General features: G+C 63.1%; 9 protein-coding genes and 1 tRNA gene. 8 read left to right on the top strand and 2 right to left on the bottom strand.

Going from position 1 to position 12485, the window contains the following annotated elements:
- Positions 1-36: 36 nt before the first annotated feature.
- A complete protein-coding gene (gene tsaD, locus ACCD03_RS05560) occupies positions 37-1080 on the bottom strand; it encodes a tRNA (adenosine(37)-N6)-threonylcarbamoyltransferase complex transferase subunit TsaD (protein WP_325651823.1) in 1044 nt (347 codons plus the stop codon).
- Positions 1081-1175: 95 nt separating this feature from the next.
- Here tsaD and ACCD03_RS05555 point away from each other — a divergent pair, with 95 nt between their 5' ends.
- The 3 genes from ACCD03_RS05555 to dnaG all read left to right on the top strand — a co-directional run bounded on the left by ACCD03_RS05555 (position 1176) and on the right by dnaG (position 4832).
- Positions 1176-2399, top strand: coding sequence for an NAD(P)/FAD-dependent oxidoreductase (locus ACCD03_RS05555; protein ID WP_325651821.1), 1224 nt, complete (start codon positions 1176-1178; stop codon positions 2397-2399).
- A 131-nt stretch (positions 2400-2530) separates the two neighbouring features.
- Positions 2531-2980, top strand: a complete 450-nt coding sequence (locus tag ACCD03_RS05550) for a GatB/YqeY domain-containing protein (protein ID WP_325651908.1) — start codon at positions 2531-2533, stop codon at positions 2978-2980.
- Between the two features lie 40 nt (positions 2981-3020).
- On the top strand, positions 3021-4832 hold the full coding sequence (dnaG, locus tag ACCD03_RS05545) for a DNA primase (protein WP_253538015.1): 1812 nt from the start codon (positions 3021-3023) through the stop codon (positions 4830-4832).
- A 108-nt stretch (positions 4833-4940) separates the two neighbouring features.
- Here the strand turns inward: dnaG and ACCD03_RS05540 are convergent, their stop codons facing one another.
- Complete coding sequence (locus ACCD03_RS05540) at positions 4941-5321, bottom strand: hypothetical protein (RefSeq protein WP_253538013.1); 381 nt, start codon at positions 5319-5321, stop codon at positions 4941-4943.
- Between ACCD03_RS05540 and rpoD the strand changes: the two genes are divergently transcribed.
- The 5 genes from rpoD to ACCD03_RS05515 all read left to right on the top strand — a co-directional run bounded on the left by rpoD (position 5314) and on the right by ACCD03_RS05515 (position 12412).
- A complete protein-coding gene (gene rpoD / locus ACCD03_RS05535) occupies positions 5314-7638 on the top strand; it encodes an RNA polymerase sigma factor RpoD (protein ID WP_253538010.1) in 2325 nt (774 codons plus the stop codon). The genes ACCD03_RS05540 and rpoD overlap by 8 nt on opposite strands.
- A gap of 108 nt (positions 7639-7746) precedes the next feature.
- Positions 7747-7834, top strand: a tRNA-Ile gene (locus ACCD03_RS05530).
- Between the two features lie 733 nt (positions 7835-8567).
- Positions 8568-10163, top strand: coding sequence for a DUF2957 domain-containing protein (locus ACCD03_RS05525; protein ID WP_325651816.1), 1596 nt, complete (start codon positions 8568-8570; stop codon positions 10161-10163).
- Between the two features lie 90 nt (positions 10164-10253).
- Positions 10254-11513 (top strand): DUF2957 domain-containing protein, encoded by a 1260-nt coding sequence (locus ACCD03_RS05520; RefSeq protein ID WP_325651814.1) that lies wholly within the window; start codon positions 10254-10256, stop codon positions 11511-11513.
- 74 nt (positions 11514-11587) lie between these two features.
- Positions 11588-12412: an OmpW/AlkL family protein gene (locus ACCD03_RS05515; RefSeq protein WP_045206065.1), complete on the top strand. Its 825-nt coding sequence runs from the start codon at positions 11588-11590 to the stop codon at positions 12410-12412.
- Positions 12413-12485: the final 73 nt, after the last annotated feature.

Genomic DNA, 12485 nt, shown 5'->3' with positions numbered 1-12485 from the left:
GCACAAAGAAAAAGCCGCTCAACCGAGCGGCTTTTTTCATGCTTGCTGGATACGGATGTCTTCGAGGTCCCAGCGTGGTGTCACGCCGTAGCCGTAGCCGTCCTGCACCTGGGTGGGGTCGGCCTGCAGCCGCATCGCCCCGGCAAAGGCAATCATGGCGCCGTTGTCGGTGCAGAACTGCAGGTCGGGGTAATAGACGCGCAGGCCGCGCTTTTTGCCCTCGGCGTTCAGGCCATCGCGCAACTGGCGGTTGGCGCCCACGCCACCCGCCACGACGATGCGCTTGAGGCCATGTTCGCGTGCCGCGCGCAGCGTCTTCTTGACGAGCACTTCGACGATGGCGTCGACAAACGCGCGTGCAAGGTCGGCGCGCGGCTGGTAGCAAGTCTCGCTGTCGGTCAGGTTGAGCTTGCGAACTTGCGTGAGCACCGCGGTCTTGAGGCCCGCGAACGAGAAATCGAAGTTGCCCGAATGGAGCATCGGCCGAGGCAGGTCGAATACGCCCGGGTTGCCGAATTCGGCCAGGCGCGAGACGGCAGGGCCGCCCGGGTATCCGAGGCCAAGCAGCTTGGCGGTCTTGTCGAAGGCTTCGCCGGCGGCGTCGTCGAGTGTTTCGCCAAGCAGCGTGTATTGGCCGACGCCATCGACGCGCATCAGCTGCGTATGCCCGCCCGAGACGAGCAGGGCCAGGAACGGAAACTCAGGCCGGTCTGCCTCCAGCAGGGGCGAAAGCAGATGCCCCTCCAGGTGATGCACGCCCACCAGCGGTTTGCCGAGCGCGAACGCCAGCGCATTCGCCACGGAAGCGCCCACCAACAGCGCGCCGGCAAGCCCCGGGCCTTTTGTATAGGCAATGGCGTCGATGTCCGCGCGCGCGGCGCCGGCCTTGCCGAGCACCTCTTCGAGCAGCGGAATCACGCGGCGGATGTGATCGCGCGAGGCCAGCTCGGGCACCACACCGCCATATTCGCGGTGCATGGCGATCTGCGAATAAAGCGCATGCGCACGCAGGCCAGCCGCCGTGTCGTACAGGGCGACGCCGGTTTCGTCACAGGAGGATTCGATGCCGAGGACCAGCATGGCAAGCGGGAGTGAGGAATTGCAATGGGAAGGCCGCCGAAGATAGCACAAGTTAAAATGCGCGGTTTCTTCAAGAATAGGGCGGCGCAGCCATCATGATGCGGTGTGATGTAGCGGTGATCGGCGCGGGCGCGGCCGGGATGATGTGCGCGGCTGTGGCCGGGCAGCGCGGGGCCCGCGTTGTGCTGATCGATCACGCGACGAAGCTGGCCGAGAAAATCCGCATCTCCGGCGGCGGGCGCTGCAACTTCACCAACGTCAACGCCGGGCCGGCCAACTATCTGTCGAGCAACCCGCACTTCAGCCGCTCGGCGCTCGCGCGGTACACAGCCCAGGATTTTGTCAGTCTGGTTTCCAGCTACCGCATTCCGTATCACGAGAAGCACAAGGGCCAGCTTTTCTGCGACGACAGCGCGGAAGACATCATCCGCATGCTCGAAACGGAATGCGAGCGGGGCAATGTGACCTGGCGAACCGGCTGCTCCATCGCTGAAATCGGCAAGGACGGCGACGCATATCGTCTGTCGACCAGCGCGGGTGAGATCGTCGCCAACAAGGTGGTGATCGCCACGGGCGGCCTGTCCATCCCCAAGATCGGCGCGACGGATTTCGGGTATCGCATTGCCCGGCAGTTTGGTTTGAAGATCGTTGAGACGCATCCGGCATTGGTGCCGCTCACCTTCAATGCCGAGCATTGGGCGCCGTTCTCGGCATTGTCCGGCGTGTCGATGGAAGTGGATGTGACCGTTGAGCAGCCTGCGGGCAAGGGCGGTCGCAAGGGCAGCGCAACGACGTTCCGCGAAGACTTGCTGCTTACCCATCGCGGGCTGTCCGGCCCAGCCGTGCTGCAGATCTCCAGCTTCTGGAATTCGGGTCAGCCGCTTGTCATCGATCTGCTGCCGGACGCTGACGCCGCGCAGTGGCTGTGCGATGAGAAGTCGGGCTCACGCAAGCAGCTCGGGACGGTGCTGGCGCAGCGCTTGCCGGAACGCGTCGCGCAGGCGTGGTGCGCCACGCACGGTGCCAACCCACATGCGCCGATTGCCGAGTTGCCGGACAAGGTGCTGCGCGTGCTGGGCGGCGCGCTGAACCGCTGGGAGCTGACACCTTCCGGCAGTGAAGGCTATCGCAAGGCTGAAGTGACGCGCGGCGGGGTCGACACGCGGGCGCTGTCCTCCGCCACCATGGAGGCGCAATCTGCGCCGGGCCTGTACTTCATTGGCGAGGTGGTCGACGTGACGGGCTGGCTTGGCGGCTACAACTTCCAGTGGGCCTGGGCCTCGGCCGTGGCGGCGGGGGAGGCTGCCTCCGCCCGCTGATCCCCCACGGATCGGTCCTGGAACTGTTTGGGTTCTGTGCTACGATCAGTGATCCATTTTCAAAGTTTGCAACCCGCTGGGCCCACCGTCCAAGCGGGTTTTGCCGTTTATCGGAGTTCAGAATGTCGCAGTTGTCCCTCAAGGCACAGATCACGGAAGACATGAAGGCCGCCATGCGTGCCAAGGAAGCAGATCGTCTGGGCACGATCCGTCTGTTGCAGGCTGCCATCAAGCAGCGCGAGGTGGATGAGCGCATCGAACTGGATGATGCTGCCGTGCTGGCCGTGATCGACAAGATGCTCAAGCAGCGCAAGGATTCGATCACCGCATTCGAGCAAGCCGGCCGTGACGATCTCGTCGCCAAGGAAGCGGCAGAGGTGGCCGTGCTGCAGGTCTATATGCCCGCGCAACTGTCGGAAGCCGAAGTCGACGCCGCGGTGCGTGACGCCGTGGCCAAGGCCGGCGCAGCTGGCCCGCAAGACATGGGCAAGGTGATGGGCATCCTCAAGCCGGCCCTGGCTGGCCGCGCCGACATGACGCAAGTCTCGGCACGCGTAAAGGCCGCCCTGGCGGGCGCCTGAATCCCCTCCACAGTCGTAGCATCCAAGGGGCGCACCCCGCGTGATCCCGCAGCCGTTCATTGACGATCTGCTCAACCGCGTCGATATCGTCGACGTGGTGGGCCGCTACGTGCAGTTGAAGAAGGGCGGCGCCAACTTCATGGGACTGTGCCCGTTCCATAACGAGAAGTCGCCGTCGTTCTCGGTGTCGCCCACCAAGCAGTTCTATCACTGCTTCGGCTGCGGCGCGCACGGCTCGGCCATCGGCTTCCTGATGGAGTTTTCCGGGCAATCGTACGTCGAGGCCATCAAGGACCTCGCGCAGTCCGTCGGCATGGTGGTGCCCGAAGAGCGCGGTGGCTTGCCGCCCGCTGCCCGCGCCGAGCAGCAAGCCAAGACTGTCGCACTGGGCGACGTCATGGCCCGCGCCTGCGAGCACTACCGCAAGCAACTGCGCAGTGCACCCAACGCCATCCAATACCTCAAAGGCCGCGGACTGACTGGCGAGATTGCCGCGCACTTCGGCCTCGGCTATGCGCCGGACGATTGGCAATCGCTTGAAGCCGTGTTCGGTCCGTATCGCGAAGACGCCACCGCCGCACCGCTTATCGAGGCCGGGCTCGTCATCGAAAGCGAGAAGACCAGCGCCGATGGCTCGCACCGCCGGTACGACCGCTTTCGCGATCGCATCATGTTCCCCATCCGCAATACCAAGGGCGTGGTGATCGGCTTTGGCGGCCGGGTGTTGGGGCAGGGCGAGCCGAAATATCTCAACTCCCCCGAAACGCCGCTGTTCAGCAAGGGCACCGAGCTGTACGGCCTGTTCGAGGCGCGCAACGCCATCCGCGAGTTCGACTATGTGTTGGTCGTGGAAGGCTATATGGACGTCGTCGCGCTGGCGCAGCTGGGGTTTGCCAATGCGGTGGCCACACTGGGCACGGCCTGCACGCCCGTCCACGTGCAGAAGCTGCTGCGGCAGGTCGATACCGTCATCTTCTCGTTCGACGGGGACAGTGCGGGGCGCCGTGCTGCACGTCGTGCGCTCGAAGCGTGCCTGCCGCACGCTACCGACAACAAGACGATCAAGTTTCTCTTCCTGCCCTCTGAGCATGATCCGGATAGCTTCGTGCGGGAAGAGGGCACCGAGGCCTTCGCCCGTGAAGTGCACAACGCGATGCCGCTGTCGCGCTTCCTGCTGCAGGCCGTGACGGAAGACCTCGACATGCGTCAACCCGAGGGTCGTGCCCGCGCGCAATACGAAGCCAAGCCGCTGCTGAGTGCCATGCCTGCCGGCGGCCTGCGCCTCCAGATCGTGCGCGGCCTAGCCGACATGACAGGCACCACGCCCGCCGACATCGAAGCGCTATGCGGCCTTCGCAGCGACCCGGCCCAAGCGGGCCGCATGACACAAAAGCGCCCGCGCGTGGCGCGCACTGCACCCACCGCGTTGGAGCAAAAGGTGCTTCGCCTGCTCATGCGCTATCCCGCACTGGCCGCCCGGCTCGACGCCGATGCCCGCACGCAGTTGACTGCGCCACAATTGCCCCAAGGTGAGGTGTTGGCGGGTTTGCTGGCCGAATGCGATGCTGTCGGTCCGGAAGTGCACTTCGGGGCCTTTGTCGAGCGACTTGGTCAGACGCCCCAGGCCGAAGCTTTTGCCGCGCTGCGTACCGCCGTTCTCCAGGATGACATTGAACTGGAGCCGGCCATTTCCGAATTCGATACCGCCGTGCAAAAGATGCTCGCCGAGCCACTCAAGCGCGAGCTGGAGATGTTGCAGCGCAAGATGGAAGCCGGCCATGCCGGCGACGAAGACAAGGAGCGCCTGCGCTGGCTCGTGGGCGAAATCAGCCGCCGTCGACAGCTCGTGTAGTGCATGGGCTGCAGAGCCAACCGCCAAGCTGGGCGGGCAATTGCGGGTAGCCCCTTGATTTTTCAGGCGAAAACCCGATTTTCGTTTAGACCGGCTTGGTCTGGCGTGCTAGAATAGCCGGTTTGGATTGCAAGTCCTTTTTCCCATTTTTGGGGGAGTGAGCGTGCCCATGGTGAAGGTGAAGACCTCCGCGAAGGCCGGTTCCAAGGCCAGTCCTGCTTCTGATTCTGCCAAGCGATCCTCATCGGCGCGCGGCTCGGGAGGAGGAAAGACCCCAGCGGGAACGGCGAAAGTCGCGAATGGTCGGACCCATATGGGGCAGGCAGGATCGACAGGAGTGAAGGCCACTGCGCCGGCAAAGACGGGGAAAACCCAGCCGCGCCAGACCGCCGATATCGCTGTCGCCGCCAAGACTGTCAAATCGACAGCGCGCACAAAGGGCGCGATCCAATCTTCAACCTCAGGCAAGGTCTCGACGTCGATGAGCACGAGCGCCAGACCTGGCGGCACAGCCGCTTCCGTCGCACTCAAGGGCAAGACAACCACCGTGGCGAAATCGAAAGTTACCGAAGTCGAGAGCAAGCAGACCACTGCCAGCGCAAGCGCAACCAAGACGGGTACTGCTCGTACCAGCACCGCAGCCAAGCCAGCCAAGGCAACCGCGGAAGACACCAAGCGCACCGCCCAGGCAGAGGCCACCCCCACAACTCCTCCCGCGCCCCGCGCCGAGGCAGCAGCCGAGCCCAAGAAGCGCGGCCGCAAGCCCAAGGCAGAGACGCAGGCAGACGACGACAGCAGCACGGACGTGACTGAAGAATTTGACACCCCCGCCGCTCCGGCACCGAAAACCGAAAAGCTGAAGGCCCGTGACCGCAAGGCCAAGGAAAAAGCCCTGCTCAAGGAATTCGCTGCCTCGCAGCAAGGCGGTTCGGAAGAAGAGCTCGAGGCTCGCCGCCAGAAGCTCAAGGCGCTGATCAAGCTGGGCAAATCGCGCGGCTACCTGACCTACGCCGAAATCAACGACCACCTCCCCGACGACATGGTCGACGTGGAGTCGCTGGAAACGTTGGTCGCCACGCTCAACGACATCGGCGTTGCCGTGTACGAGCAGGCGCCGGACGCTGAAACGCTGCTCCTGAACGACAACGCACCTTCCGTGACCACGGAAGAAGAGGCTGAAGAAGAAGCTGAAGCCGCGCTGTCGACGGTTGACTCCGAATTCGGCCGCACGACCGACCCGGTCCGCATGTACATGCGCGAAATGGGCACGGTCGAGCTGCTGACGCGCGAAGGCGAAATCGTGATCGCCAAGCGCATTGAAGCCGGCCTGAAGGACATGGTCATGGCCATCTCGGCGTGCCCGGTCACCATCTCTGAAATCCTCGCCATGGGCGAGCGCGTTGCCAACGATGAAGCCAAGATCGACGAGTACATCGATGGCTTGATCGACCCGAACGCTGAAGCCGATGCAGCCGCTGCTGCTGAGGAAGAAGAGGAATTCGAGGAAGAGGAAGCCGCAGAAGAGGTCGACGAAGAGGAAGACGAGGACGATGAAGGCGCCGGCGCTGCCGCAGCCTCGGCCCGCCAACTCGAAGAGCTCAAGCAGGCTGCGCTGGTCAAGTTTGGTGTGATCGGCGAGCAGTTCGACAAGATGCGTCGTGCGTTCGAGAAGGAAGGCTACAAGTCCAAGCCTTACGTGAAGGCACAGGAAGCCATCCAGGCCGAGCTGATGACGATCCGCTTCACGGCACGCAACGTCGAGCGCCTGTGCGACACGCTGCGCGGCCAGGTGGACGAAGTGCGCAAGCTCGAGCGCGCCATCCTGAACATCGTGGTCGACAAGTGCGGCATGCCGCGCGGCGACTTCGTTGCGCGCTTCCCGGGCAACGAGACCAACCTGAAGTGGATCGAGACCGTGGTGGCTGATGGCAAGCCGTACAGCACCATCGTCGAGCGCAATGTGCCGGCCGTGCACGAACTGCAGCAAAAGCTGATCGACCTGCAGGCGCGCGTGGTGCTGCCGCTGACCGAGCTGAAGGACGTCAACCGCAAGATGTCGGAAGGCGAGCGCCGTGCCCGTGAAGCCAAGCGCGAGATGACCGAGGCCAACCTGCGTCTGGTGATCTCGATCGCCAAGAAGTACACGAACCGCGGTCTGCAGTTCCTCGACCTGATCCAGGAAGGCAACATCGGCCTGATGAAGGCGGTGGACAAGTTCGAATACCGTCGCGGCTACAAGTTCTCGACGTACGCCACGTGGTGGATCCGTCAGGCCATCACGCGTTCGATCGCCGACCAGGCACGCACCATCCGTATTCCGGTGCACATGATCGAGACGATCAACAAGATGAACCGCATCTCGCGTCAGATTCTGCAGGAAACCGGCAACGAGCCGGATCCGGCAACGCTGGCCGAGAAGATGGAGATGCCGGAAGACAAGATCCGCAAGATCATGAAGATCGCGAAGGAGCCGATCTCCATGGAAACGCCGATCGGTGACGACGACGACTCCCATCTGGGCGATTTCATCGAGGACACGAACACGCTGGCCCCGGCCGAAGCGGCGCTGCATGGCTCCATGCGCGGCGTGGTGAAGGACGTGCTCGATTCGCTGACGCCGCGCGAAGCCAAGGTGCTGCGCATGCGCTTCGGTATCGAAATGAGCACCGACCACACGCTGGAAGAAGTCGGCAAGCAGTTTGACGTGACCCGCGAGCGTATCCGTCAGATCGAGGCGAAGGCACTGCGCAAGCTGCGCCATCCGAGCCGTTCCGACAAGCTGAAGAGCTTCCTCGAGGGGAGCTGATTCTGTAGCGAAGCAGGCGATTTTCCGAGTGGGCTCGCGCCCACTTTCAGGTAAAATCCCGCACCAGGCCCGGCCTAAGCGCCGGGTCTCTTTTTTTCCCGTTTCACAGGGCCGGACGCCGTGCTGGTTGCAGGCAGCGGACTCATAATCCGCCTCCGAAAGGACACCGTGGGTTCGAATCCCACCCGGCCCACCATCTTTCTTCTCCCGCTTTTTTCCCTTCATCCGCGTTTGCGTGCCGTTTTTATCTGGCGGCTTTCTCTCGCCTTGCGCGCGTTATTGTCACGGGATCGTATTTTGCTACTTCAGTGAGTTTCGGCGAAATATATTCATTTCGAAATAATTGAATAACACCGCATTGCGGCATTCCCCCAATCGGAGGGGGGAGTTTAAAACGCTTCAAACGAAACCGTTTCATTCCCTCGTTTGAAAAACCGCCAAACCGCGCCGCGCCTGCTTGCGCGGGGGATCGCGGTCGCTGTTTTGAATGAAATCTCTATTTACTTCATACTCTGAGCGGACCATAGTTTCGGCCATAACGATAAGTAAATAGCCAGTAGCGTACCCTTCGGAGACACAGGATGTTACGCATTCAAAACGGGCCCTTCCAGCATTCCGCTTCTGCGCGTGCCCACGCGCGTCATCGCCATCGTCGTCACTGCAGCAGCGGTGGCGAGCTCCGTTCACGCTAGCAGCGTTACCTCGATTTCTTGGGATCGGCACCCAGCCGATCTGCGTGATACCCGGCAAACCATCGGGTAACGCGGCCAAAGCTCGTCCGTCGTTTTTGTAGTTTGCAGGTCGATCTGCCGACGGGGCAGGTCGTGCGCTGTCGGCTGTCGTTTGCCGACAGGCGGGGGTATTGACCGGCTGTTGCAAACATTCGCCGGCCCAAAACACAACAAGTTCCAAAACGTGAGGAGACAACCATGGGTAGTCGACGTCATCTTTTTGTTGTCATGGCAACCAGTTGCATAGTGGCCATGCCGTTTATCGGCGGGTGCGGTGGGGCGGATGACCCCGGCTCGTCGGATGTTGCGCAGTGTTCGGGCAGTTCCTGCCCGCCTAGCGGAGCGGTCACCACACCCAGCACGCCGACTAGCCTGTGCCCGGCGGCACTGGATTACACGACCACGTACACCGGCGGCTCGGGCAGCGGCGAGTACATCAAGGTCAAGTTCGACACGAGCAAGAACACGTACCAGATGCAGTTTCTGGAGTCGTCGGTGCCGACTTCGGCGGGACAGATCAATACGACCCGCAAGGGGCTGACCATCGACGGTACGTTCGTTCATCCGACCAACTTGCCGACGCCGGAGCAGAACCGCTGCGCTTTCGTGCTGCAGTCGGGCAAGACGGCCGATAACAGCTACGCGATCACCGTCAATCCGCAAGACCCGCCGATGCTGTTTGTCGGTCAGGGCATCGTGGGGGGCGGCATTCCGGGGGCGACCATCCAGTTCGACGGCATCCAGCCGATTCCCGGCGTCGTGATTGGCGCAGTGCCTTCGCGAACGTTTGATTTCTATCCGTTCCTGGGCTTCTCCGAGACCGTGACGGATTTCTCGCAGGTCGCGGGGCGCTACAACCAGGTCGGCGTGCACGTCACGCCCACGGGCTCGGGCAGCCAGACCTCGGCACCGCAAGGCTGGCAGCCCGACGCTGTCAACTGGACGCAGACGTTGAACGCAGACGGCTCGTGTACCGCGGAAGGCATCGACTATTCGTGCCACACGACGGGCACGCCCTGGACGCTGCGTCAGAACGCCGATGGCTCGCAGGACAACGTGTTCGTCAGCAACCCGACCAGCAGCAGCGTGCCGTATCCGTATGTGGGCCAGGTCTCGCCGCTGGTGCTGCTGGCGCCGAGCCAGGCCAAGGGCATCCTCATCGCCGGCAAGCTCAACGGGCAGGTGGTGCCGGTGGTGATCCGTGTCGGCTACTCGCATAGCGATGCGACGAACCTGCTGGCTTCGGTGGCGGATGACCAGATCGGTATCTCGATTCTGTCGCCCGCGACGGCTATCCCGGCCAACGCGCTCAAGGGTGGCTATGTTGGGGCGACCAGCGGCTCGGCTTGCGGCGTGGTCACCAACAACGGTCCGAGCGGTGCGCCTGCCAGTGGCAACGGCTTGAACGCGACGATCGATCACCCGGAACTGTCGGGCTCCTTTAGCGGCGGTTTCTTCCACGCCAACGCCGGCAACTGCAGCGACGGCACGGCCGTGTCGTCGCTCGCCGCCAACTACACGTCAACGCTGTTCCAGAACGGCACCGCGGCCTTTATCAACCCGCTCACCTCGCGTGTGACGGCGCAATTCGGCCTGGACTACACGCAAACCTCGCCGGGCAAGCTGATCGTGACCGCGCAGAACGACTTCAACGCGCAAGGCGCCAGCGGCAACGTCGCGTTGTTCAAGGCGGGCGACACCGGCGTGGCGGTCAAGGTGGGCAACGTGTACGCGATGCTCATGAACAACAACAAGTACAACCCGTTCTTCACGGTCGGTGCATTCGTCCAGTGAAGCGTGCAACAACGAAACCACATGCGGCGGCGTGCGTGACCTGTGCATGCGGCGCTGCCGCGGCTGAACAACAACATGGAGGAGACGCAAATGCAATGGCGTAAATGGTTGGTCGTGCTCGCGTGCGCGCCGATGGTGACAGCTTGCGGAGGTGGCGGAGATGATGCGCCGGCTCCGGTGATCCAGCGCCTGTGTCCGCAGGCCATCGACTACAACACCGTGTTCACCGGCGGGTCGGGCTCGGGCGAACTCGTGAAGGTGCAGCTCGACACGACGAAGATGACGTACCAGATCACGTATCTGGCCTCGCCGATTCCGGTCAAGACGGGCACCGTCGCGCCCACGCGCGATACGGCCCCCAACAACGTGCAGACCGGCACGCTCACGCAGGAAACAGCGCTGCCGACCGAGAAGCTGAACCAGTGCGCGTTCCGCTTGAATAACGCAAGCCTCGATCCGAGCCGGCCTGCGCGGTTCTTCCTCGGTCAGGGTGTGCTGGGCGGCACGATCCCGGGAGCGACGATCCAGTTCGACGGTATTGTCGGCGTGGGCAAAATTCCGCAGACCACGTTCCCGTACTACCCGTTCATCAGCTTCTCGAACACCGAGACCGATCTGAACAAGATCGCCGGCAACTACAACCAGCTCGGCTACCACCAGGTGCCGTCGCAGAACTTCTCGCAGCAGGCGGTCGATGCGCGTTTCACCATCAACGCGGACGGCACCTACACCGAGTGTGACAACCTGGGCGTGAAGAACGGCGGGGCCTGCCTGACGTCAAGCGCGACGGTCAACCAGAAGCTGACGCTGCGCAGCGATGCGCCGGCCTTCACCACGCTGAACTATCAGCCACAGGTGCCGGCAACGGTGTCGTCACTGGATCCGGCCAAGGCGGGCAAGGGCGTGATGATCGTGGGCAAGCTGTATGGCCAGCTCGTGCCGATCTTCATTCGCGTGGGGGCGGCCAATTCCGATCTGACCGCTGGACCGCCGGTGGCGGACGACGAGTCCGGCATCTCGATGATGGCGCCGGTCGGCAACATCGCGCAGGGCTCGCAAGACGGCGAATACACGGGTGTGGACAGCACGTTCAACTACCGCGCGACGGCGCTGGTGGGTGCGCAGGCCACGATGCTCGATCCGTTCAATGCGTCGCAAGCAGCGCTGGCGCGACCGTTGAACCTCGACTTCACGCAGACCGTCCCGGGCGTCATCCGCACCACGCAGACCAGTGCCCCGGCCGGCTCGGCCCCCACGGGCAAGCTGATCTTCACCGGCAAGACCTTCGGCTTCCTGGACATGAGCGATACGAAGAACCCGTACTTCACGGTGGGCGCCTTCGTGCAGTGACGTTTCCGGAATAACACGCCACGGGGCGCGGCACAGATAGCCGCGCTCCGCTCAGAACAACAGGAGGAAGCATCATGAAGAAACTGACTGTCGCATTGGTGGCGGCCTGCGCATCCGCAGGGGCCATGGCGCAGCAGGCCGGTGACAACGTGGCGACGGTGGGCTGGTTCCACATCATGCCGCAGGATTCAAGCAACAACCTGACCACCAGCGTGATCAATGCGCCGATCAACGATCCGCTGCGCTTGCCGGGTAGCTTCACGTCGCCCAACAGCGGGCTGCGCGTGAGCAATGCCAACACGCTGGGCCTGACGCTCACGCATTTCTTTACTGACAACATTGCGCTGACCACGATTGCCGGCGTGCCACCCGAATTCAAGCTGACCGGGCATGGCGTGATCCGCGCGCCCGGGCCCGCCGGCGCACTCGGCCACGTCGATCTGGATGACCCGTCCAATCAGCCGGCCGTGCGCAAGGCGCGCCAATGGAGCCCTGGGGTCATCCTGCAGTGGTACTTCGGGCACGCGCAGTCGACGTTCCGTCCGTTCGTGGGTGTGGGCGTGGTCTACAGCTTCTTCACCAACATCGAGCTGAATCCGTACTTTGCGGCGGCGGTGAATCGCGAACTGGGTAGCGTGCTGGCAGCGGGGGCGGGCAAGCCGGGGCCGACGTATGTGGAAGGGAAATCGTCCGCCTCGTGGGCGCCGATCTTCAACCTCGGCGCGAGCTACGCGATCAACAAGCAATGGGCATTGACGGCAACGGTCTCGTATCTGCCACTCAAGACCGAAGCGGCAACCGTCATCAAGGCGGCGGACGGGACCACGCTGGCGACCACCAAGACCACGCTCAAGGCCAATCCGATCATCACGTTCGTCGGGGTGTCGTACAAGTTTTAGCTGGGTGTCGGCTGTCTGCGCCTGGCTAATTGGCGCGGCGTGAATCGAGCGGGAACCGGTTTGCGTCGCATTC

Source organism: Ralstonia sp. Ralssp135 (genome assembly GCF_047304345.1).
Classification (GTDB): Bacteria; Pseudomonadota; Gammaproteobacteria; order Burkholderiales; family Burkholderiaceae; genus Ralstonia; species Ralstonia chuxiongensis.
This window is presented reverse-complemented; position numbering and strand designations above follow the sequence as displayed.

What these genes read in the sequence shown, in the direction of transcription:
- rpoD (WP_253538010.1), top strand. Translation starts at nt 5,314, where the DNA reads ATGAGCACGAGCGCCAGACCTGGCGGCACAGCCGCTTCCGTCGCACTC.
- ACCD03_RS05555 (WP_325651821.1), top strand. Translation starts at nt 1,176, where the DNA reads ATGATGCGGTGTGATGTAGCGGTGATCGGCGCGGGCGCGGCCGGGATG.
- ACCD03_RS05515 (WP_045206065.1), top strand. Translation starts at nt 11,588, where the DNA reads ATGAAGAAACTGACTGTCGCATTGGTGGCGGCCTGCGCATCCGCAGGG.
- ACCD03_RS05525 (WP_325651816.1), top strand. Translation starts at nt 8,568, where the DNA reads ATGGGTAGTCGACGTCATCTTTTTGTTGTCATGGCAACCAGTTGCATA.
- tsaD (WP_325651823.1), bottom strand. Translation starts at nt 1,080, where the DNA reads ATGCTGGTCCTCGGCATCGAATCCTCCTGTGACGAAACCGGCGTCGCC.
- ACCD03_RS05520 (WP_325651814.1), top strand. Translation starts at nt 10,254, where the DNA reads ATGCAATGGCGTAAATGGTTGGTCGTGCTCGCGTGCGCGCCGATGGTG.